General features: G+C 63.5%; 14 protein-coding genes. 3 read left to right on the top strand and 11 right to left on the bottom strand.

What is annotated here, in order from left to right; genetic code table 11:
* Positions 1–10: 10 nt before the first annotated feature.
* Positions 11–1,063: an efflux RND transporter periplasmic adaptor subunit gene (locus RBH19_RS07840; protein WP_306728278.1), complete on the bottom strand. Its 1,053-nt coding sequence runs from the start codon at positions 1,061–1,063 to the stop codon at positions 11–13.
* Positions 1,064–1,257: 194 nt separating this feature from the next.
* On the opposite strand from RBH19_RS07840, the gene RBH19_RS07835 reads away from it, so the two are divergent.
* Positions 1,258–2,829, top strand: a complete 1,572-nt coding sequence (locus tag RBH19_RS07835) for an AbgT family transporter (protein WP_306728277.1) — start codon at positions 1,258–1,260, stop codon at positions 2,827–2,829.
* Between the two features lie 252 nt (positions 2,830–3,081).
* Here RBH19_RS07835 and RBH19_RS07830 read toward each other — a convergent pair whose 3' ends face one another.
* Positions 3,082–3,336, bottom strand: coding sequence for a hypothetical protein (locus RBH19_RS07830; RefSeq protein ID WP_306728276.1), 255 nt, complete (start codon positions 3,334–3,336; stop codon positions 3,082–3,084).
* Between the two features lie 169 nt (positions 3,337–3,505).
* On the bottom strand, positions 3,506–4,678 hold the full coding sequence (locus tag RBH19_RS07825) for a threonine synthase (protein ID WP_306728275.1): 1,173 nt from the start codon (positions 4,676–4,678) through the stop codon (positions 3,506–3,508).
* Positions 4,679–4,820: 142 nt separating this feature from the next.
* On the opposite strand from RBH19_RS07825, the gene RBH19_RS07820 reads away from it, so the two are divergent.
* Both RBH19_RS07820 and RBH19_RS07815 read left to right on the top strand, forming a co-directional pair.
* Positions 4,821–6,500, top strand: coding sequence for an amidohydrolase (locus RBH19_RS07820; protein WP_306728274.1), 1,680 nt, complete (start codon positions 4,821–4,823; stop codon positions 6,498–6,500).
* Positions 6,501–6,836: 336 nt separating this feature from the next.
* Positions 6,837–7,415, top strand: coding sequence for an RNA ligase partner protein (locus tag RBH19_RS07815; RefSeq protein ID WP_306728273.1), 579 nt, complete (start codon positions 6,837–6,839; stop codon positions 7,413–7,415).
* A gap of 183 nt (positions 7,416–7,598) precedes the next feature.
* On the opposite strand, the gene RBH19_RS07810 is transcribed toward RBH19_RS07815, so the two are convergent.
* From RBH19_RS07810 to RBH19_RS07775, 8 genes are all read right to left on the bottom strand, one after another.
* Positions 7,599–8,705 (bottom strand): RNA ligase, encoded by a 1,107-nt coding sequence (locus RBH19_RS07810; protein WP_306728272.1) that lies wholly within the window; start codon positions 8,703–8,705, stop codon positions 7,599–7,601.
* A 329-nt stretch (positions 8,706–9,034) separates the two neighbouring features.
* Positions 9,035–10,492 carry a glutamate synthase subunit beta gene (locus RBH19_RS07805; protein ID WP_306728271.1) on the bottom strand — a complete coding sequence of 486 codons (1,458 nt, stop codon included), beginning with the start codon at positions 10,490–10,492 and terminating at the stop codon, positions 9,035–9,037.
* 297 nt (positions 10,493–10,789) lie between these two features.
* Positions 10,790–15,244, bottom strand: coding sequence for a glutamate synthase large subunit (gene gltB, locus RBH19_RS07800; protein WP_306728423.1), 4,455 nt, complete (start codon positions 15,242–15,244; stop codon positions 10,790–10,792).
* Positions 15,245–15,391: 147 nt separating this feature from the next.
* Positions 15,392–15,646 carry a Smr/MutS family protein gene (locus RBH19_RS07795; protein ID WP_306728270.1) on the bottom strand — a complete coding sequence of 85 codons (255 nt, stop codon included), beginning with the start codon at positions 15,644–15,646 and terminating at the stop codon, positions 15,392–15,394.
* A 17-nt stretch (positions 15,647–15,663) separates the two neighbouring features.
* Entirely contained in the window at positions 15,664–18,837 is a 3,174-nt protein-coding gene (locus tag RBH19_RS07790) for a ligand-binding sensor domain-containing diguanylate cyclase (protein WP_306728269.1), read from the bottom strand.
* 260 nt (positions 18,838–19,097) lie between these two features.
* Positions 19,098–19,799 carry a DUF4919 domain-containing protein gene (locus RBH19_RS07785; protein ID WP_306728268.1) on the bottom strand — a complete coding sequence of 234 codons (702 nt, stop codon included), beginning with the start codon at positions 19,797–19,799 and terminating at the stop codon, positions 19,098–19,100.
* Positions 19,800–19,808: 9 nt separating this feature from the next.
* Complete coding sequence (locus RBH19_RS07780; RefSeq protein WP_306728267.1) at positions 19,809–20,612, bottom strand: hypothetical protein; 804 nt, start codon at positions 20,610–20,612, stop codon at positions 19,809–19,811.
* A 10-nt stretch (positions 20,613–20,622) separates the two neighbouring features.
* Positions 20,623–22,410, bottom strand: coding sequence for a DUF885 domain-containing protein (locus RBH19_RS07775; RefSeq protein ID WP_306728266.1), 1,788 nt, complete (start codon positions 22,408–22,410; stop codon positions 20,623–20,625).
* Positions 22,411–22,516 lie beyond the last annotated feature (106 nt).

The raw sequence follows: 22,516 nt of genomic DNA, 5'->3' as shown, positions 1-22,516 counted from the left end.
CCGTGACGGCTCAACCCCGCCAGCCGACGATCCGCACGGCCTGGCCATCCCGCATGTCAATGGGATTCGTGGCCAGGACGATATCGCCTTCCTGCAGTCCTTCCTCCACTTCGGTCCAGTTCCCCCGGCTGACCCCGGTTCGCACTTCCCGACGCTGCAGGCGATCATCCCGCACCACATAGACATAACGCTGGTCGCCGTCCTCGCCCACGGCCGAGGCCGGCACGGCAAGCACGTCCGGTCGCTCGTCTATGGCCATGCGCACCCGCCCGAGGAAACCGGGGCGAACGCCACGCCTGGCCGCGTCCGCCGGCAGGGCCACTTCCACGGTGACCAGGCGGCTGCCGGTCTCGGCGGTGGGAAAGATCCGTCGAATCTCCCCGTCCAGCGTCTTGCCGGGCATGGCATCCAGGCGAACGGGCACGGACTGGCCGATCTGCAGATGCACCACATCGAGCTCCGAGACACCCAGGTTCATCACCAATTCACTCAGATCCACCAGCTCGAACAGCGCATCCTGGCCGCTCACCGCCTCACCGACCTCCACGTGACGGGCCGCGACCACCGCATCCCGCGGGGCCCGGATGCTGCCGAAGTCACGGCGGGTTTCCCAGAGCAGTACTTCACTGCGTGCCCGCCGCAGCTGGGTTCGGGCACGCTGGTATTCCACCTCGGTCACATCACCCCGCTCCAGCAGCTGGGCGGTGCGCTCATACTCCAGCTCGGCCTCTTCAACCCCCGCACGCGCCCGTTCCAGTTCGGCCAGTTCCTCGGAGACATCCAGCTGGGCCAGCAATTGGCCGGCCGACACGGCATCTCCCTCCTCCACGGCCACTGCCTCCACCCGCCCGCTCACGCGGGTGGCCAGGCGAATGCGGGTGCGAGGCGCCACCGTGGCGGAGAGGGACACCTGGCGCGACAGGTCACGGGGATGGATCTCCACGGCGGCAATGGGCGTCTGGCGCTCGGCCCCTTCGCCCTGGCCGGCATTGCCACTGTTTTCACTGCTGCAGGCTGAAAGGAGTGCGACGACGAGAATCAGGGCACTGACGGTGCGGATCATTGGCCTTCCCGTGTTCTGAGGTGACTGTCCATGGCCCCGGACGAGGGGCTTTCGAATCGCTTCTGCCGGGCCGGGCACATTCGAAATGAGACCGTCCGGTTCCGGCCGGGTTCCGCCGGAAATTTCCCATCCCGGCGCGGGCTGCTATGCTTGCCCGCTTTGGTATTCGCAAAACTTCCTGACGAAGGTGTCCCATGAGTGAGCCACAACAGGTTACCGGTTCCGCCAATGGCGGGCTAATGGACCGGATTCTCAACAAGGTCGAGCGGGTGGGCAACAAGCTTCCCGACCCGGCCATGCTTTTCGCTTCCCTGCTGATCATCGTCTGGTTCCTGTCGCTGATCTTCTCCTTCTTCGAGTTCACCACGAAGATTCCGGGTACGGACGATGCGGTGCGGGTAAACAACCTGCTCTCCGGCCCGGAATTCGCCCACTTCCTGTCCAACATGGTCACCACCTTCACCGGCTTCGCCCCGCTGGGCGTGGTGCTGGTGGCCATGCTGGGCGTGGGCGTGGCCGAGCGCAGCGGCTACATCAACACCGCCATCAAGCTGCTGCTCAACACCACCCCGAAGATGCTGCTGACCCCCATGCTGATCCTGGTGGCCATTGTCAGCCATACCGCCGTGGACGCCGGCTATGTGGTGGTGATTCCCCTGGGTGGCGTGATCTTCTATGCCGCCGGGCGCCATCCCCTGGCGGGGATCGCGGCGGCCTTTGCCGGGGTGTCGGGCGGCTTTTCCGCCAACTTCGTGCCCTCGGCGATTGATCCGCTGCTGATGGGCTTTACCGAGTCGGCCGCCCAGATCATCGATCCGGAACTGCAGCTGAATCCGCTCAACAACTGGGCCTTCACCTCCGCCTCCTGTCTGGTCATCGTGGCAGTGGGCTGGTTCCTGACCGACAAGGTGATCGAGCCGCGCCTGGCCAACACCCGGATCGACGGCGACCAGGATGAAATGCCGGTGATCGAGGAGATCAATAGCCGTGACCGCACGGCCTTCTGGATCTCCACTGGCGTCATGTTCCTGGGTGCCGTGCTGCTGACCCTGTCGGTGATTCCGGCGGACTCGCCCATGCGCAACCCGCAGGGGGACATCGCGGCCTTCGATGCCCCGCTGATGCAGTCCATCGTGCCCCTGATCTTCCTCTTCTTCCTGATCCCGGGCGTGGTCTATGGCTATGTGGCCGGCACCTTCAAGAACAGCCGGCAAGTGATCCAGGCCATGAGCAAGACCATGGAAGGCATGGCCTACTACATCGTCATGGCCTTCTTCTGCGCCCTGTTCATCGCCGAGTTCGGCCGTTCCGGCCTGGGTGTGCTGCTGGCAGTGGAAGGCGGCAACTTCCTGCAGATGCTGGCCCTGCCCGGCCCGGTGACCCTGGCGGGCATCGTGGTGCTGGTGGCCTTCCTGAACATCTTCATGGGTTCGGCCTCGGCCAAGTGGGCCCTGCTGGCACCGATCTTCGTGCCCATGCTGATGCAGATCGGCTTCTCGCCGGATCTGACCCAGGCCGCCTATCGTGTGGGTGATTCGGTCTCCAACATCATCACCCCGCTGCTGCCCTACTTCCCGCTGGTGGTGGTCTATTGCCAGCGCTACGTGAAGGGAACGGGTATCGGTACCCTGGTGTCACTGATGCTGCCCTACTCCATCGTCTTCCTGGTGATATGGACGGCCTTCCTGATCGGCTACTGGCTGATCGGCCTGGCGACGGGGCTGCCGTTGGGGGTTCAGTCGAGTTATACGTATCCCCCGATGTAACCATCGGATAGCACATTGGCACAAAAGAAGCCCCGGTGGCCGCAAGGCCCCGGGGCTTTCTAATGCCAAACGCTCAAATCCGGCAACAACCATCGTTGTCGTAGTCGTTGTCGTTGTCGTTGTCGTAATCGGGTTTTTAATGACCCTGAAAAGGGCCGATTACGACAACGACAACGACAACGAAAATGGCTGGCACGACTGAGCCTTGGTCTCTCACTGCGTTACCAAGGGGGTACTTTCCAGCGCGCGTGGTCACTCCTCCAAACGATCGCGATTCTGCCGGTAACGCCACAGGAGGTGGCCGCAGAGCACCGGGAGGGCGGCGGCCCAGTACAGGTGAATTCGGTAATCGCCATGGTCGACCACCGGCACCAGCAAAGCGGCGATCTCCAGCCCGATATGGAAGGCCAGGAAATGGAGGGCATAGCGAAGGGGCAGCTCTTCGGTCCGGTAAAGCTGGTGGCGTCCATTCCGCCATGAATAGTAGGAAGCGACTGCGGCAGCCATGAGTAGAACTGCACTATTTTCCATGGATTCCCCCAACCAGGACTGAGACAAGAATGTGGTAACAATCGTCGTAGTCGTAATCGGGTTTTTAAAGACCTTGCAAAAGGCCGATTACGATTACGAGAAAAACCCGGCGCTCTTAGCTCCTTGCTCCTTGCTCCTTGCGCCTTCAATCCGGATGCGTGGAGTTGGGCCAGAGGTGGAGATACTTCAGCGCCGATCCCGTATTGAACAGAACCACCCGATCCTCGGGGCCGATCCAGCCTTCCCTGGCGAGTTTCACCTGGGCGGCGAGGCAGGCGGCGCCTTCGGGGCATGGGAAGATGCCGGTTTTCGACGCCATGATGCGGGCGTATTCCAGCATCTGGCCGTCGCTGACGGTGACGGCGCGGCCACGGCTGCGGCGCAGGGCTCCCAGCACCAGGCGATCACCGAAGCTTTTGGGCACCCGCAGGCCGTCGGCGACGGTGGCGCCGTTTTCCCAGGGTTCGGCCTGGGTGTTGCCGGCTTCGAAGGCACGCACCAGGGGGGCGCAGGTCTCGGCCTGAACCATGACCAGACGCGGGCGCTCGGGGCCGATCAGTCCGAGCGCTTCGAGCTCCTCGAAGGCCTTCCACAGGGCGACGATGCCGGTGCCGCCCCCGGTGGGGTAGATGAGCACCTCCGGCAGGCGCCAGCCCATCTGCTCGGCGATCTCGAAACCCATGGTCTTCTTGCCTTCCACCCGGCCGGGTTCACGGAAGGTGGCGAGATTGAAGCTGCCGTCGCGCTCGGCCATGGCCTGGGCACGGCGTCCGCACTCATCGATGAGGCCATCCACCAGCTCGACCCGCGCGGCGTAGGCGCGGGCTTCGATCCGGAAGCTGTCCGGCACATCGGCCGGCATGAAGACGGTCAGCGGAAGGCCGGCCGCCGCCGCATAGGCCGCCGCCGCACAGGCGGCGTTGCCGGCGCTGGGCACCACCAGGCTGCGGGCGCCCAGGGCCCGAGCGCGGCCAATGGCCACGGCCATGCCGCGAGCCTTGAAACTCGCCGTGGGATTGGCCGCTTCGTCCTTGATCCAGGTGGCACCGGTGCCCAGCCAGGCACCGATGGTGGTGGGCAGCAGAGGGGTATCCCCGGTGCCCAGCTCAATCCGGCCTGCCTCGGGGACCGGCAGCAGGCCCGACCAGCGCCAGATGCCACGCCCGGGCGCCGGGATGCGATCGGCCCGGGCACCCTGCAGGTCGTAACGGGCAAGCAGAGGCCCGCCGCAGGCCGGGCAGGTGGCGATGAGTTCATCCATGCCGGCCGTCGCCGCACAGTGGCCACATTCATAATGACTGAGCTGGCTGTCACTCATGGGAGCTCCCCGATTCAAGGTGGCGGCAAGCTTACCCCAGAAGCCCGCCTTGCTCATCCCGCCTGTCGGCTTCTGAAGCGGATGACGCGGGGGACCGGATTCGGCACACTGGGGTGATCCGTATTGCCCGAGGAGGTTCCTGATGCACCGTGCTCTGCTGACTGTTTCCCTGCTGCTGGCCGTCCTGCTGGTGGCCTGTGGTCGCCCCGAGCCGGCAGCGGACAAGCTGCTGCACAATGCCAATATCCATACCCTGGACGAGAACAAGCCCCATGCCACCGCGGTCGCGATCCGCGGTGATCGCATCCTGGCGGTGGGCAGCCGTGAAGCCCTGAGCCACTTCATCGGCGAGGACACCGTCGAAATCGACCTGGAGGGGGCCACGGTGTTTCCCGGCATGGCGGATTCCCATGTCCACCTGGCCGGCATCGGCGAGCGTGAACTGGGTCTGGACCTGGCCGGCATTGACTCCCTCGATGCCTTTCTGGATGCGGTCGAAGGCCGCGTGGCGGAAAGCGATGTGGGCGACTGGGTGGTGGGTCGCGGGTGGCTCGAAACACACTGGACGCCGCCCGCCTTTCCCACCCGCGAGGACCTGGACGCCATCGCCCCGAACAACCCGGTCTGGCTGACGCGGGCGGACGGCCATGGCAGCGTGGCCAACTCCCTTGCCCTGGAAATTGCCGGAGTGGACCACGATACCCCGGTTCCCGATGGCGGCGACATCCTCCGTGATGACAAGGGCGAACCCAGCGGCATGCTGCTCGGCCGGGCCCAGTGGCTGGTGGCCCAGCACGTACCGGAACCGGATGCCAGCCTGGCCGAACGCCTGGTACTTGGCGCCCAGCGCAGCCTGGAGATGGGCTGGACCCAGGTACACATCGCCAGCGGTGATTACGAGGAACTGCATACCCTGCGTGATCTCTTCGCCGAGGGTCAGATTCGCCTGCGGGTCTACCAGGCCCTGCGGGGCCCAGGGGCGGGTGCCGAACGGCTGGTGAATGAAGGGGGCTTCAGTGGCCTGTATGAAGGCCGCTACAGTGTGCGCGGCATCAAGCTCGCCGCCGATGGTGCCCTGGGCTCCGGCGGCGCTGCCCTGCTCAAGGACTACGAGGACCGCGAAGGCCGCGGCTATCTGCAGTTCCAGCGCGAGGACGTGATCGAGCTGCTGGAAATGGCCCTGCGCAATGGTGTCCAGGTCTGGACCCATGCCATCGGCGACCGGGGCAATCGTTTTGCCCTCGATCTCTATGAAGAAGTCTTCGACAGGGTCCCGGCCGAAGAACGGGGCGTGGCGGAGCCGCGCTGGCGCATCGAGCATGCCCAGGTGCTGCACCCGGACGATCTCCCCCGCTTCGTCGAGCTGGGCGTGATTCCCTCCATGCAGCCCTCCCACGCCATTGGCGATCTGCATTACGCCCATCGTCGGGTCGGCCCTGAACGCCTGCGCACGGCCTATGCCTGGCGTGACCTGATCGACAGCGGTGTGCCTCTTGCCGGTGGCTCGGACGCGCCCGTGGAGATGGGTGACCCCCGCATCGAGTTCTACGCGGCCGTCAGCCGCCGGGACCTGGACGGCTACCAGGGCGATCACTGGTACCCGGAACAGGCCGTCAGCCGGGAAGAGGCCCTGAAGATGTTCACCCTCTGGCCGGCAATGGCCGCCTTCGAGGAAGACGTTCGCGGCAGCATCGAACCCGGCAAGTACGCCGACCTCACCGTCTTCGCCCGGGATCTCATGAGCATCGACGAGAAAGACATCCTCGACACCGACGTGGTCATGACCATCGTCGGCGGCGAAGTTCTCTTCGACGGCCGCTGAATGAGGTAAAAGCACCGCGAAATGGACGCAAAATGCACGCGAAATGAAAAGCAATTTAAGCCACAGATGAACACGGATGGACACAGATTGCTTGGGTTGGTGCCTAATTGGCGTTGAGGTGCTTGTCGTTGCGCTTGAAGGCCATTCTGGCCCGCAATAAACAGTGCAATACCTCAGGCGTTGCACTCAGCCGAACTTCATCTGTGTGCATCTGTGTTCATCTGTGGCTATTTCAATTTCGCGTTCATTTTGCGTCCATTTCGCGGCGCATTTGAATTGACCTACCCGGTGTCAGCACCCATGATTGGGGCAGGTCATTGTTGACGAGGTGCGAGCATGCGCCGTTTTGTGCTGGATACCAGCATCTTTACCAACCCCACCACCATGGCTCAGTTCCACGCGGATCCCATGGAATGTATCCGGGTTTTCCTGGAACTGGCGCGCAATACGCCGACGGAGTTCTACATGCCCCTGTCGGTGTATGAGGAGTTCATGCGGGTGCGGGATCTGCCGCCGGAGCTGGCCGCGGACTTCGAAACGGAAGTCTGGGTCCGCTCTCCCCGCCGCTTCGAGCTCACCATTCCCTCGGATGTGCTCTATGAGTTCATCAATGAAGTGCGTGAACGCATCGACCGGGGTCTGCGCATCGCCGAGGAACACACCAAGCGTGCCGGTGCGCTCTCGACCATGAAGCCCGAGATCATCACCGAATTGCGGGAAAACTTCCGCAGCGCCATGCGCAAGGGCCTGCTGGATTCACGGGAAGACGTGGACGTGGTGCTGCTGGCCATGGAACTGGACGCGGAACTGGCCAGCGCCGATCAGGGCATGCGCAAGTTCGCCAACCGGGTCGGCGTGAAGCTCGTTACCCCCGAATACCTGCGCCGCATCATGGAGAACCTGGGGGCGGGCTGATCGATGGCATGAAAAAGACGGGAACCACCGAAGGCGCCGAATTTACGGAAAAACAGGGTTTTTTCCTAAAGCACGACCTTGAATCACAGCACAGATCATTAAACCTCGCAGACGCTATGCTACTTTCTTCTTTCTCTTTTTCGGTGTGTTCGGCGTTTTCGGTGGTTCCCTTGTTTTAACGCCTCAATCGAATTGCCGCCCACCCTGTAAGGCCTGATTCAGGAAACCCGTCATGCGCTGGTGCACGCGTTCGAATTCCAGCACCCAGTAATCCCCTTCCTGGCGGGGCATCTTGTCGTAGACCTTGACCCGCTGTCCGCCGGTATCCTCGATGTGCTGGATGAAACGATAGGCGTTTTCGCGCTGATTGAAGCGGCAGCGGAAGGGGGAGCCCACCCGGTTGTGGTCCTTTGAGATCTCGATGGCGCGGAACAGGCCCTGCATCAGGGCGTGGCCCAGTTCACTCAGGCGTTCGTGATCCTGCTGCTGCCCATGCTCGGCCATGAACAGGCCCATCCGCATCAGGCGGTTCGTGAAATATTCGGGTGGCAGATCGAGAAGGCCTTCGCCCGTCACGCTGAAATCATAGGTGTTGGAGCGCCCGGTGACATACTTGGCCCGCTGGCTCTGGTCTTCCGGTTTCAGGACGAGGCCCTCCTTGCCCTCCTCGTCCAGCTTCAGGATCAGCTCGCCCAGTTTATTGATGTCGTCGGGGCCGAAGCGGCCGAAGATCTCGGCATGGGGCAGATTGAATTCCCGCAGGTAGCGCATGCGCGCTTCCTGGCTGAGAAAGCCCTCGCGGTTCTGCTCCATCATGTCGAAGATGAACAGGTCCACGTCTTCCTGGACCTGGGGTGAGTGGCCTTCCAGATAGGGATTGTCCGGTCCGACCAGTTCGGCGCAGAGAATCAGATTCGGATGGGCCTCGAAGATGGCCGGATCCAACAGATCCTGCATGCGATCCGTGGCGAAGGGGCAGACAAAGCCGCCACGGGACAATGCATGCACCTCACCCTCGTGGGCGAAGATGCGGATATTGAATCCATCCATCTTCTCCTCCGCCCAGAAAGGCCCGTCAAACTGCTTGCCCAGGCCGGGGTCCAGGGCCTGGATGCGCGCAATGGAGGGATAGCCCGGGACGACCACCCCATCGGGCAATACGACGCTGCCTTTCGGCACCCCCCGGATCTCGTCGGTCAGCCGGGCATAGGCCATGCCCCCAAAAGCCAGGCGTTCCGCCTTGCCTCGCTCCAGGGCCGTGTCCAGATGGTTTTGGTCGAGTAGAGTCATGGCTTCTCGGGTATTTTTGATTAGCCACAGATGAACACAGATGGACACGGATGGTCTAGCGGAAAGCAGGAAGAAAGACCCGAAGGGTCTCGGTGATTGGCCACGAATCAGAGGCCTTGCTGGCAGCGAGCGAGGCGCCTATTCGAGTCCGATCACGGCTGCAAGCCGCACCCACAGTGTTAGCAAGCACCTTTTGCGCCTGCCCTATTTCGTGTTCATTTCGTGCCCATTTCGTGGTCCCTTCCCTCAGGCCTCAATCTGGCAAGGCCGAACATCCGTGTCCATCTGTGTTCATCTGTGGCTATTCAAAACAAGTCTTTCGGGTTCTCTCACACCGCCGGCCGGTAATTGACCTGCTGGCCTGGCAGTTCAATGGCACCTAAGCCGAGGTAATCGATGATGCCCATGGCGGCCTGCCTGCCTTCATAGACCGCGGTGACCACCAGATCCGCGCCACGCACCATGTCACCGCCGGCGAAAATATTCGGGTTGGAGGTCTGCATGGCATAGGGGCCATGGGGACCGGCCAACACGCGGCCGTCTTCGTGCAGGGTGATGCGGTGATCGCGGAACCAGTCGGCCGGGTCGGGCCGAAAACCGAAGGCAACCACCACGGCATCGGCCTCGATGATTTCTTCGCTGCCTTCCACGGCTTCAATGCGCGTACGGCCGTCCTCGGCGGTGGCCAGTCGGGTGCGCATGAATTTCACGCCCGTGGCCCGGCCATCTTCTTCCACAATGGCCACCGGCTGGCGGTTGAAGAGAAACTTCACGCCCTCTTCGCGGGCGTTCTTGTATTCCTTGCGCGAACCCCGCAGCTGCCCTTCACCGCGACGGTGCACACAGGTGACGGAGGTTGCTCCGTGACGGATGGCGGTGCGGTTGCAGTCCATGGCGGTATCACCGGCACCCAGAACGACCACGCGCTTGTCCTTGAGGTCAATGAACCCTGAGCCTTCCTGAGACCAGCCCTCCACATTACGGATGTTGCCGATGAGGTAGTCGAGGGCCGGATGGACATTGGGTAGCTCTTCGCCCGGAAAGCCGCCCGTCACCGCCTGGTAGGTACCCATTCCCATGAACACGGCGTCGTGATCCTCGACCAACTTGTCGAGACTGACATCGCGGCCAATCTCGGTGTTGAGCACGAACTGCACGCCCATTTCCTCCATGATGGCGCGGCGGGTACGAACCACCTCCTTTTCCAGCTTGAAGGGCGGGATGCCGAAGGTGAGCAGGCCGCCGATCTCGCTGTATCGATCGAAGACCACCGGCTGGACACCATGACGAATCAGCACGTCGGCGCAGGCCAGGCCGGCCGGTCCCGCGCCGATGACGGCGACCCGCTTGCCGCTCGGTTCGGCATCCACGGTGGGTCGCCAGCCCTGGCGAAAGGCTTCGTCAGTGATGTACTTCTCGATGGAACCGATGGTGACCGCCCCATAGCCGTCATTCAGGGTGCAGGCACCTTCGCAGAGTCGGTCCTGGGGGCAGATGCGGCCGCACATTTCGGGCAATGAATTGGTCTTGTGCGACAGCTCGGCGGCCTCGAACAAGCGCCCGTCTTCGATCAGACGCAGCCAGTGGGGAATATAGTTGTGCACCGGGCATTCCCACTCGCAATAGGGATTGCCGCAGTCGATGCAACGGGCCGCCTGTTCAGCGGCCTGGTCCCGATCATACTGGCCGGTGATTTCCCGGAATTCCTGAATGCGCAGCGACGCCGGCTTGGTCCGCGGCATCTGCCTCGGCACATTCAGAAAATGCAATGGATCCTTTCTCGCCACGGTGCCTTCCTCGCTTCGTTAACTGCGCCGCGAAATGCACGCGAAATGGACGCAAAATAATCTAGCCACAGATGGACACAGATGAACACAGATTCGCTTGGGCGCGACGCAACACTGGGTGGTAGTCGGTTTTCTCACAACCACCCTGTCGGGCATGACGAATCGAGGCTAAAGCCTCTCCCACAACGGTTGCCAACCAATCAAAAAATCCGTGTTTATCCGTGTTCATCTGTGGCTGATTCGCTTTTCATTTCGCGTGCATCTTGCGTTCATTTCGCGGCGCTTTTCAAAATTTCATCAAGCCGCGCTGCTCAATGTGTCGAGCAGGGATTCGATGTCCTCCGCCTTGGGTTTGACCAGCCAGAACTTGCCAATCCAGGCGCGGAAGTCGTCCAGGATTTCCTGGCCCCATTCGCTGCCGGTGTATTCCACGTGACGCTCGATCATCTCGCGCAGGTAGTGCACGTGCTGTTCCAGGTATTCCAGTGAGATGCGGTGGATGTCGATGAGTTCGTGGTTGTAACGGTCCACGAAGTAACGGTGTTCATCCAGCACATAGGCAAAGCCACCGGTCATGCCGGCACCGAAGTTGAGTCCGGTCTCGCCGAGCACCACCACCACGCCACCGGTCATGTACTCGCAGCCGTGATCGCCGCAGCCCTCGATCACGGCCGTGGCACCGGAGTTGCGCACGGCAAAGCGCTCCCCGGCCTGGCCGGCGGCGAACAGCTCGCCCCCGGTGGCGCCGTAGAGGCAGGTGTTGCCGATGATGGCCGAGTGCCGGGCCTTGATGATGCTGCCTTCGGGCGGGCGGATGGTCAGGCGGCCACCCGTCATGCCCTTGCCCACGTAGTCATTGGCCTCACCGGAGAGGTTCATGTGCAGTCCGCCGGTGTTCCACACACCGAAGCTCTGCCCTGCGGTGCCCTCCAGATGGATATTGAGGGGATGCTCCGCCATGCCCTGGTTACCGTGTCGCCGTGCAATCTCGCCGGACAGGCGGGCGCCGATGGAACGGTGATAATTCTCGATGCGGTAATGGAATTCACCGCCGGCACTGGCCTCGATGGAGGGCAGGGTATCGGCCAGCATCTGCTCGGCCATTTCGCCCCGACCCCAGGGTGGATTGCGCTCCTGCTCACTGCGACGCGGGCGGGTGGCGGGCAGATCACCGTCGGACAGGATGGCGGACAGATCCAGGCCCTTCTGGCGGTCGCTGTCGGGGGTGACGGTCTCCAGGTATTCCGGGTGGCCGATGAGTTCGTCCAGGCTGCGCACACCCATGCGCGCCATCCAGCGACGCACTTCCTCGGCAATGAAACAGAAGTAGTTCACCACCCGATCCGGCGTTCCGCGGAAGGCATCGCGCAGGCGCTGGTCCTGGGTGGCGACCCCGGTGGTGCAGTTGTTGAGATGGCAGACCCGCAGGTAGGTGCAGCCCATGGCAATCATGGGGGCGGTACCGAAGCCATAGCTTTCGGCTCCGAGGCAGGCGGCCTTGATCACGTCGAGGCCGGTCTTGAAGCCACCATCGGCCTGCAGGCGAATGCGGCCGCGAAGGTCATTGCCGCGCAGGGTCTGCTGGACTTCCGATATGCCCATTTCCCAGGGTCCGCCGCAGTATTTGACCGAAGTCAGGGGGCTGGCGCCGGTCCCCCCGTCATAGCCGGCAATGGTGATCAGATCGGCATAGGCCTTGGCCACGCCGGCGGCGATGGTGCCCACCCCGGGGGAGGCCACCAGCTTGACCGATACCAGCGCCTCCGGATTGACCTGCTTGAGATCGAAGATGAGCTGGGCCAGATCCTCGATGGAATAGATGTCGTGGTGGGGCGGCGGTGAAATCAGGGCCACCCCCGGCCGGGCATAGCGCAGTCGGGCAATCAACTGATTGACCTTGTGCCCCGGCAGCTGGCCGCCCTCCCCGGGTTTGGCGCCCTGGGCCATCTTGATCTGCAGGACCTCGGCATTGACCAGGTATTCGGCGGTGACACCGAAACGGCCCGAGGCCACCTGCTTGATCTTGGAAATGCGTTCATCGCGAAAACGCGCGGCGTCCTCGCCACCTTCGCCCGAATTGGAACGCCCGCCTATACGATTCATGGCAATGGCCAGGGCTTCATGGGCCTCCGGCGACAGGGCCCCTAGGGACATGGCGGCGGTGTCAAAGCGCGGCAGGATCTTCTCGATGGGCTCGACTTCCTCCAGCGGCACCGGCTCCGGGGCGAAGCGGGGCTGCATGAGATCCCGCAGCACCATGGCCGGGCGTTCATTGACCAGCTGCTGGAAGGCTTCCCAGTCCGACCATTCGCCGCTTTTCACGGCCCGCTGCAGGGCGTGGACCACGCCGGGGTTCCAGGCGTGGTATTCGCCGTCGTGAATCCATTTCAGCAGGCCGCCCTGCTCGCGCAGGGCACGACGATCCCAGGCGCGGGTGGCGAGATGACGCTGGTCGGCATCCAGATCGGCAAAGCCGGCACCACCGATGCGGCTGGTGGTGCCCGTGAAGCAGGTGTCCACCACTTCGTCGGCCAGACCGACGATCTCGAACAGGGCGGCGCCACGATAGCTGGCGATGGTGGAAATCCCCATCTTGGAGAGGATCTTGAACAGGCCCTTGCGGATGCCGCGCCGGAAGGCCCGCCCGGGTTCCCGGCGCCGGGCCGGATCCAGCTCGCCGGAACGCACCATGTCGGCGATGACTTCATAGGCCAGCCAGGGGTGCACCGCCGTGGCGCCGTAGCCGATCAGACAGGCGAAATGGTGGGGATCTCGGGCCGTGGCCGTTTCCACCACCAGGTTGACCGAGGCGCGCAGGCCGGTTTCCACCAGCCGTCGGTTGATCGCGCCCGTGGCCAGCAGGGCATGCACCGGCAGGCTTTCGGGGCCGATGCGACGGTCACTGAGAATGAGGATCTTCGCGCCCTCGCGGGCCGCGTTTTCGGCTTCGTCCGCCAGGCGGGCCACGGCCGCCTTCTGGCCGAGGCCACGCTCGCCGTTGAGCTCCATCTCGTGAATCGGCCAGCGGCTCGCATCCAGGGCGCGGATGAGCTCGAACTTGCGGGTCGACAGGACGGGAGACCCCATGAGGACGCGCTCGCCCAGATGCGGGCCCGGTTCAAAGGGGTTGAGCTCAGGCCCCAGGCGGGTTTCCAGCGACATCACCAGGCGTTCACGCAGGGGGTCGATGGGCGGATTGGTCACCTGGGCAAACTGCTGGCGGAAGCCGTCGTAAAGGGAGCGCACCCGGCGCGAGAGCATGGGCAGCGGGGTGTCGTCACCCATGGACCCCACCGCCTCGGCCTCATTCAGCGCCAGTGGGCGCAGGATGTGATCCCTTTCCTCGAAGCTCAGGCCGAAAAGCTTTTCGGCGCGGGCCAGATCGTCGCCCTCCAGGGGCTCGGCACTGAGCTTTTCGTCCACCAGCAGGGAACCGATCCAGGTAGTGCCGTCCTTGAGCCACTGGCGGGCCGGCCAGCGTCCGGCGATTTCCGCGTCCAGTTCGTCGGGATAGATGAGCCGGCCCTCGGCCGTGTCCACGGCAATCATCTGGCCGGGGCCGAGTCGCCCCTTCTCGGTAATTTCCCCGGGGGCGGCATCCAGCACGCCCGCCTCGGAGGCGAGCATGATGATGTCCCGGTCGGTGCGGCAATAGCGGGCCGGACGCAGGCCGTTGCGGTCCAGGGCACAGGCGGCGTAGCGGCCATCGGACAGCACCACCCCCGCGGGGCCGTCCCAGGCCTCCAGGTGCATGCCCACCATTTCGAAGAAGGCACGCACATCCGCCGGCCGGGTTTCATCGTTCTGCCAGGCCGGGGGAATCAGCACCCGCATGGCCAGGGGCAGGTCCATGCCGCCGGCGATCAGAACCTCCAGCAGGTTGTCCAGGCTTTCCGAATCGGAGCCATCCATCTTCACGAAGGGGGCCATGTCCTCCCAGCCGCGGATGGCCTCGCCATCCTCGCCCTTGGGCAGCCAGATCCCTTCCCGGGCCCTGGCCCAGGCGCGGTTGCCGGCCACGGTGTTGATCTCGCCGTTGTGGGCCAGGAAACGGAAGGGCTGGGCAAGCCGCCACTGAGGCAGGGTGTTGGTGGAAAAACGCTGATGGAAGACCACCGACGCCGTGGCCAGATCCGGATGGGCCAGGTCCGGGTAGAGGATCGGCAGGTACTCCGGCATGACCAGGCCCTTGTAGCTCAGGGTGTCCGGAGAAAGGCTGGGGATATAGAAGAAGTCGTCCCCGGCGAGGGCGCGCTCGGCGCGACGGCGGGCGAAAATCAGCGCCAGGCGGAAACGGCGTTCACTCATCGCGGAAGGGCGCTGGACAAAGCACTGCTCGATCCGCGGTTGGGTCTTTGCCGCTTCCTTGCCCAGGGCGTCGGGATCAGTGGGTACCTGGCGCCAGCCCGCCACGCTCAGACCGTGGTGTTCAAGTGCCGACGTCAGGGCCTGGCGGCCGGCCTCCGGCGTGTGCGGATCCAGGAACACGCAGCCCACGGCAAAGCCTTCACCCAGACTCAGGTCGGCCTCTTCGGCAATGGCCCGGAGAAAGGCTTCCGGCCGTCGCAGCAACAGCCCGCAGCCGTCACCCGTCTTGCGGTCGGCGGCCACCGCACCACGGTGGGTCAGGCGCTCCAGGGCACGGATGGCCACCCGCACCAGATCAGCGGAGGCACGGCCCTGCATGTCGGCCACCAGTCCGAAACCGCAACTGTCCCGTTCGAAACTTTCCCGATAGAGAGTGTTGTTCATGCCTGCCGGCTGATGCCTCACGCTCTGCTCCCTGGTGAAGGGATCGCCCTGTATCCCTGTCCAAACGGATGTTTGAAGGTTTCAGTGTCCGTGGATTTGGGGAAACAGACAACCCCCTTCAGGGGTCATGGGATCGATTGGCTGGTTCTAGTAACGGAAGTGGACGAACATGCGGCCGAAGTTCCTGCTGTCCTTGTCGATGCGGTGATAGCGCCGCTTGATCTCCGGCCGTTCGAGGAACTTGAGGACCCGTTTCTTGAGCTGGCCCGAGCCCTTGCCGGGTATGATTTCGACCGTCTTGATCTTCTTTTCCTCCGCCTCGTCCATGAGGCGGTTCAGGGCCGCCTCGATTCTTTCACCCTGGTTGAAGATGTCATGCAGATCCAGTTTCAGCTTCGCCATTCCGGCTCCCCGGGTTTTCAGCCCTTGCTGTCTCTGCTTTCCTGCCGGCTTTCCGCTTCGGCCCGGGCCCGATCCGCGATCCAGCTGCCACGCAGCAGTACACGGCCGTCGCTGATGGCGGGTTCGAGATCAGTGCGCACGGTGCGCAGGAATTCGATGGGATCCTTCTCGCGACCGGGTCGCAGCGTGGCCCAGCCGTTACGGCCGTTGCGCTTGACCTGATAGAGAGCGTGATCGGCCAGATCCACCAGGGCCTCCCAGCTGAGGGAACTGCCTTCGCTCTCCGGCCGCAGGGGGTATTCGGCAAACCCCACCGAGGCGGTGACCCGTATGCCGTCGCGCTCATCCACGCGGTAAGGCTCGCGTTGCAGCTTGTCCTGCAGGCGGGAGACGATGGTTTCAGTGCAGTCCCGGCGCATTTCGCGGAAGACCACCAGAAACTCTTCGCCACCCCAGCGAACCACGTAATCCCCGGTTCGCACGATGCTCTCGAGGCGATCGCCGAACTGACGCAATACCAGATCCCCCGATCGGTGGCCCAGCTCATCATTGATGCGCTTGAAGTGATCCACATCCACCAGGGCAAAGACCAGAACCAGGTCATCTTCGGGCAGACGATCACGAATACGCTCGAAATGGGCCAGATCCCGGGCCATCTGGCCATAGAGATAACGGCGATTTCGAAGACCGGTCAGGGCGTCGGTCTGGCTGGCATCTCGCAGGGCGCGGTTGGCCTCGACCAGGCGATTGTTGCTGACACGCAGCTGTTCGGTGCGTTCCTGGACCTCCTGCTCGAGCAGAACCTGGCGGCGGCGCAACTGGCTCACCCGCCAGCGGTAGCCGAGCAGGAAGAGGAGGATCGCCAGCGCCACCGGCACGGCCTGAAACCAGAGGGTCTCATGGAAACGAGGCGGGACGGTGAAAGGCATTCCGGCCCCGTTTTCCGTCCACACGCCGGCATTGTTCGCTGCCTGCACCTCGAAGCGGTAGTCCCCGGGGGGAAGGTTCGTGTAGGCCGCCGAGCGCTGAAACACATTCTCAAGATCGCGCCATTGCTGGTCGTAACCGGCGAGCCGGAACCGCAGACGCACGCTTCTGGGATCCTGGAAGCTCAAAGCGGTGAACTCGAACTCCAGATCCCGGGAGCCCAGGGGGAGGTTCAGGGACTGATCCGGCAACAGCTCATGCCATGCATGATCGAAGCGTACCCGCTCCACCAGCGTGACCGGTGGGTAGGGGTTGCGTTCGATGCCGTCCGGCCGGATGCGCACTGCCCCGCCGCGCGTGGGCAACCAGAGACCATCCGCTCGCATCAGACCCTTGGCGTGCCCGGCGCCATTGCAGCAGAAAGCCTGTTGGCTGCCGATGTGACGCCCGCTTTCGCTGAGTATCATTTCCGCGTTGACGTTGCGACGCTCACCGGCCGCGACAGCGAGAATCTCCTGCAGGGGAAGCCGGTAAAGGCCGTGAAAACCGGCCACCCAGAGATGGGCCTCGCCATCGTCGGTGACGAAATAGCTGGCATTGGTGGGCAGGCCCTGTTCGGTGGTGAGGTGATGCCATTGACCGCGTCGGCCGACATAGAGGCCGGCATCGATGGTGCTGACGACAACGGTCTCGGCATCGAGGCGGTGAATGGCCGCGTAATCGGCACCCGGGTCGAGGCCCACCCGGTCGTCAAGGCGAACCAGGTTCCGGGGGTGACCGGCAAACAGGCCACTGTTGGTGGCCACCAGCAGATTGCCATTGGCCTCCAGGCGCAGCTGCCTGACGTGTCGGCTGCCAATACGATCCGAAATGCGCCGAAGGCGGCCTGTGTCATCCAGCAGATGCAAGCCCTGGGTGGTGGTAAAGAAATAGCGCCCGTGGGGACCGGCCGGGATGACGCCATTGATCTGGTAGGCGTCCAGGGCACGCAACGCCTCCGGCACCCGCAGCTCACCGCTTTCCGGATCAAGAATTGTCAGGCCCTGGCGGGTGCCGATCCACAGCCCTTCGGGGCCGACATGGAGTGTATAGGCATGGGGATGGGGCAATTCGGCCCCCGGCACCACCAGCCGATAGCGCCCGTCGTGCAGCCGGCTCAGGCCGTCATTGGTGCCCACCCAGACATCGCCGTCACCGGCATCGGCCACACTCCAGACCAGGGGTTCGTGCAGGCCCTGGGGTTCATTGAATCGCTCCGTCCAGCCACTCCAGTAGCGGGCCAGGCCGTCACGGAAGCTGCCCAGCCAGAGGCTGCCTTCATGGTCCTGGGCCATGCTCTGGATCTGGCGATGGGCATTGGGGTGGCCGGGATCGATCTCCTCGAACAGGCGACCCCCGCGATAGCGCAGCAGGGCACGGTCGGCTGCCACCCAAAGGGTGTCATTGGCATCCCGGAACAGTGCGGTCACCGGCTGGCTGGGCAGCCAGTCGGGGTCATTCACCGGCTGCAGGGCATCGCCATCATGCCGGAAGGCCCCCGCACTGGTGGCGATCCACAAGGCATCCGCATGTCGGGCAAAATCAAGAATGCGCGCTGAGCGCCGGTCTTCGGGCAAGGCCGTGGCCGTGGAAAAGTTCTGACCGTCGTATTGCCAGTAACGGCCGATGGCGCCGAGCATCATGACGCCATTGTCAGGATAGATGGCCGTGATGCTGTCCGGCTCGGGCAGGCGAAGTGGCTCCAGGCGACGATCACGAACCCGGAACAGGCCTTCCTCGGCGCCGACAAGGATTTCTCCCTGAGGCGTCTCGGCAATGGCAAGGACATTGAGTTCCATGGCCAGACCATCCGGCCCCGGCGGGCCGGGTACCGGGTGAAATTCACGCTTGTGGTAGAGGGCCACACCCTTGTAGGTACCGACCCAGAGGCGATCACGGGAATCGGTATGGAGGGACTGGATATAGCTGCCGGGAAGCGCCGACGCCCGGTCGGGAGTGAAGGTGGTGAAGCGCACGCCGTCAAAACGGGCCAGGCCTTGTTGCGTACCCACCCAGATATAACCTTCCGGGCCCTGGGCGATGGTGCTGACGGTAATCTGGGGCAGACCGGCCTCGAGGGACCAGACATCACGGACGAAATCCTGGAATCGCTTTTCCGCCATGCCTTCGGCCATGGACGGAATTGACGCCTGTTCGGCGGCCTGAACGGCAAAGGAGACGGGCAGGGCGAACAGGGACAGCAAAATCCCGAAAGCACGTGTCATGCCGGTGATGCTCCGCAACGCATCGAGCCCGGCCCTGCCCGATTCATCCTCCCTGTGGGGTGGCCGGGCATCCATGCCTGATCTGGCCACCGGTGCAGAAAGTCTCCTGACGATGCATCGACGGTGGCACATACCCGAATCGCTCGGGCCTACCCCAAGCATAGCCGTTCCGGCAGCAATGCAGAAACAGCGAATTTGCTTTTTCGGGCCTTTATGGTGGTTTGTGACATTTAGCCCTTGAGGCGCGTGACCGCAACCGTTCAGAAACCGTCGAAACCGCGGGTCCACTGGGGCGTGATGTCGAACCAGATCTCGAACTCCCGATCCCGGCGGGGATCATGGGCCACCACGCGGTCGAAGGGGCCCAGCTCGTCCACCGCCAGTTCATTCTCGATCATGTCGAGACCGTACAGGGATATGAAGGTGTTGAGCTCCTGGGAACTGATGACCCGGTAGGCGGTGGCGCGGCTTTCACCGTCGCCGCTGGCCCGGATGACCTGAAACAGGGCGCGCAAGGTCTGGTCATGACGGTCGCGACGACGCTGATCTCCGCGATTGGCGTAGACCTGGCGGGCCACGTAATGGGCATCCAGGGAGACGTAATTCTCCTCCAGGATACGGGCGGCCAGATTCAGGGCTTCGCCATCACGCCGATTCTCCAGGGCACGGAACATGCCGGCAGAGAACTGCTGTTCGGCACCGGCGTAGGGCTGATAGAAGTGAGTGCGAATGTACAGCTCGCGCAGCTCGGCAAAATCCACCGCCCCCGGATCTCGCTGGGCGGTTTCCACCAGCTCGATGTAGCGGGCCTCCGCAGCCGGGTCAGGCTGCCAGATCTCCGCGACGGCGGGCTCGCTCGCTTCTGTGTCCTCGGGTGCGGCGGTCGGGGTGGCACAGGCACCCAGGGCCGTCACAAGAAAGGCCAGAATCAGCAAACGGATCGCATGGTTTGGAGTTTTCATTGGGCAATTCTACCGTCTGTCCCGGCCGCGTACATCCTCAAGCATGGCGCCGAGTGGCCAGGAGAGAGTGAAGACCACACTGCGCCAGCCAAGTCGGCCGCTGGTGCCCTCGAAGGACTGCGGCTCGCTGCCGGCGGCATCCGAAACCCAGCCCTCACCACGTGGTGTTGCCCAGCCATCCAGGGCGTCCTGGCGCAGTGACAGGCCCAGGCGCAGGCGATCTCCCGCCTGCCAGATCAGGCCCGTCTCCAACCGCAGCAGGTAGCCGGCCTGATCCCCAGGCGGGGCCTGCCAGTCGCCGTCGTCGGTGTGACGACGGAATTCCCGCACGCTGGTTCGGGCCACGCCGGCGCCGCCCGCCAGATAGGGACGTACACGCCCGTTGACCAGCGGCCACTCTCGACGCAGCTGGGCGAGGGCATAACGGCTGTCGATCCCCGCACGCAGGGCATCCGGGCCGTTCGTGCCGTTGGCCGGGAGTTCCGCCCGATAATGCGCGGTGCCGTACTCACCCAGGCGAAAGCCCGCCCACCACAGGGCCGGCGCATCGGCCTCGTCCCGGATCGGGGTGTCGAATCCCAGCGCCCAGCTGTCACTGCTGCCAACAACCGCATTCCCCGCACGACGGCAGGAAAGAAAACGGGTGGGTCCACTGTCTGGATCATCGCAGTGGGCATCCATCGGCGTGCCCGGGCGTGCCTCGCTGCTGCCCACTTCCAGTGTCCAGTGGGGCAGTGCCCAGACCGGGCCGCACAGGACGACGCCCAGCACCAGGGCCAGTGCCTGGCGCGTGGAGCGGGGACGGGTCGGCATCGTTGGACGCTCAGCTTCGCTGTTCATCGACCCAGCGCTGTACTTCGTCTTCCAGGATGTCCAGCGGCACGGCGCCGTTGCTCAGGATCATGTTGTGGAAACGGCGAACGTCAAAGCGATCACCCAGCGCCTCTTCCGCCGCTCGTCGCAGGCGCTGGATTTCCAGCTGCCCGATCTTGTAGGCCAGTGCCTGGCTGGGAATCGCCATGTAGCGCTCGGCTTCCGACACCGCCCGGGCCTCGCCCACGGCGGAGTTGGCGAACATGTAGTCGAGCACCTCTTCCCGGGTCCAGCCGTGGTAATGCAGGCCGGTATCCACCACCAGGCGGATTGCCCGCCACAGTTCGGCATTGAGCATGCCGAAATACTGATAGGGATCCTCGTAGAGACCCATTTCAGGCCCAATGGCCTCCGCATACAGGGCCCAGCCCTCGATGAAGGCGGTGTTGCCGCCGAACTGGCGGAAGCGCGGCAGGTGATCCTGTTCCTGCTGCAGGGCGATCTGGAAATGATGCCCCGGCACGGCTTCATGCAGGAACAGGGATTCCACCGCCCACAGGGGGCGAGCAGACAGGTCATAGGTGTTCACATAGAAGATGCCGGGCCGGGAACGATCGGCGGCCGGGCGCATGTAGGACGCGCCGGCGGCACTGCGTTCCCGGAAGGGCTCCACGGGGCGGATTTCGTAATCGGCCTCGGGGGTAAGGTCAAAGAGTTCCTTGGCCGCTTCGTCAACGAATTCACGCAGATCCTCATAGGCCTGGATGAGGTACTCGGGTTCACTCACATAGAACTGGGGATCGGTGGCCGTGAATTCGAAGAAATCGTGGAGGCTACCGTCGAAATCCACGTCGGCCATCACCTGGTGGATTTCACCATGGATGCGTTCCACTTCCGCGAGGCCAATCTCGTGAATTTCCGCCGGGCTGAGATCGGTGGTGGTGGTCTGTGCCACCAGATGCGCGTACCAGGCGTCACCGTCCGGCAGGCCGTGCATGCCATCCACCGGCAGGGTCTGGGGCAGGTATTCATCTAGAATGAAGGCGTGCAGGCGACGATAGCTGGGGATCAGCGTATCACTGATGGCCTGGCGATAGTCGCTCTTCAATGAGGCCCGGGCCGAGTCACTCATGTCGCCGGGCAGTTCCTTCATGGGTGCCCAGAACAGGCTGTCCTCAGGCTCATCGACCATGTGCGCGCGGAGCTGATCGGCGGTGCGCTCCATCAGGATGCCGGGCTGAACCACGCCGGCGGCCATGCCCTCGCGCATGTTTGCGATGGCCTGGTCGACCCAGCGCTCGAAATCCTGCATGCGGCCGATGAAGTTGCGGTAGTCGCCTTCATTGTTGAAAGGCTGGGCACCCTGACCGGAACCCAGCTGGGCCATGGTGTTGCCCATGTTCCGGAACTGATTGAGGGGAAGCAGGTGGGAGGGAAACTGGTAGCCTCGGATGGCGCCCTCCCGCTCGCGGATGAAGATCTCCCGGCTGAGGCGATCCTGGTGATCCAGCAGCTCGGGGTCGATGGCCTCCACCCGCTGCAGATATTCCTTCTCGATGGCCAGGGTTTCAACCCGGTAGTCGGGCGCAATGGTAATGGCGAGACGGTCATTGAAACGATGATCGCCAAGGAAGGTTGCATACAGAGGGTTGCGCTCGATCTGTGTGTCGAAATAGTCATCGAAGGCGACATGCAATGCATCGGATGCCGCTTCGCGCTCGCGCTCCACGGGGGTGGCGCAGGCCGCTAGCAGTGCAAGGATCAGGCTGGCGGGAATCAGTGAGTATGAACGGGACATTCGGGCTCCATCCGGTCATGTCATTGGGAAAGGCACATCATTAGGCAGGTCGGGCGGCAGGTCAACGCCAGTGCGTTCTTTTATGTTATATTTCTCTAATATATAA

Source organism: Natronospira bacteriovora, from assembly GCF_030848495.1.
Taxonomy (GTDB): Bacteria; Pseudomonadota; Gammaproteobacteria; order Natronospirales; family Natronospiraceae; genus Natronospira; species Natronospira bacteriovora.
This window is presented reverse-complemented; position numbering and strand designations above follow the sequence as displayed.

Excerpts from the sequence above, each read along its gene's own strand:
- RBH19_RS07840 (WP_306728278.1), bottom strand. The coding sequence starts at position 1,063 with ATGATCCGCACCGTCAGTGCCCTGATTCTCGTCGTCGCACTCCTTTCA.
- RBH19_RS07775 (WP_306728266.1), bottom strand. The coding sequence starts at position 22,410 with ATGTCCCGTTCATACTCACTGATTCCCGCCAGCCTGATCCTTGCACTG.
- RBH19_RS07830 (WP_306728276.1), bottom strand. The coding sequence starts at position 3,336 with ATGGCTGCCGCAGTCGCTTCCTACTATTCATGGCGGAATGGACGCCAC.
- RBH19_RS07815 (WP_306728273.1), top strand. The coding sequence starts at position 6,837 with ATGCGCCGTTTTGTGCTGGATACCAGCATCTTTACCAACCCCACCACC.
- RBH19_RS07825 (WP_306728275.1), bottom strand. The coding sequence starts at position 4,678 with ATGAGTGACAGCCAGCTCAGTCATTATGAATGTGGCCACTGTGCGGCG.
- RBH19_RS07795 (WP_306728270.1), bottom strand. The coding sequence starts at position 15,646 with ATGGCGAAGCTGAAACTGGATCTGCATGACATCTTCAACCAGGGTGAA.
- RBH19_RS07785 (WP_306728268.1), bottom strand. The coding sequence starts at position 19,799 with ATGAAAACTCCAAACCATGCGATCCGTTTGCTGATTCTGGCCTTTCTT.
- gltB (WP_306728423.1), bottom strand. The coding sequence starts at position 15,244 with ATGAACAACACTCTCTATCGGGAAAGTTTCGAACGGGACAGTTGCGGT.
- RBH19_RS07780 (WP_306728267.1), bottom strand. The coding sequence starts at position 20,612 with ATGCCGACCCGTCCCCGCTCCACGCGCCAGGCACTGGCCCTGGTGCTG.
- RBH19_RS07790 (WP_306728269.1), bottom strand. The coding sequence starts at position 18,837 with ATGACACGTGCTTTCGGGATTTTGCTGTCCCTGTTCGCCCTGCCCGTC.
- RBH19_RS07835 (WP_306728277.1), top strand. The coding sequence starts at position 1,258 with ATGAGTGAGCCACAACAGGTTACCGGTTCCGCCAATGGCGGGCTAATG.
- RBH19_RS07810 (WP_306728272.1), bottom strand. The coding sequence starts at position 8,705 with ATGACTCTACTCGACCAAAACCATCTGGACACGGCCCTGGAGCGAGGC.
- RBH19_RS07820 (WP_306728274.1), top strand. The coding sequence starts at position 4,821 with ATGCACCGTGCTCTGCTGACTGTTTCCCTGCTGCTGGCCGTCCTGCTG.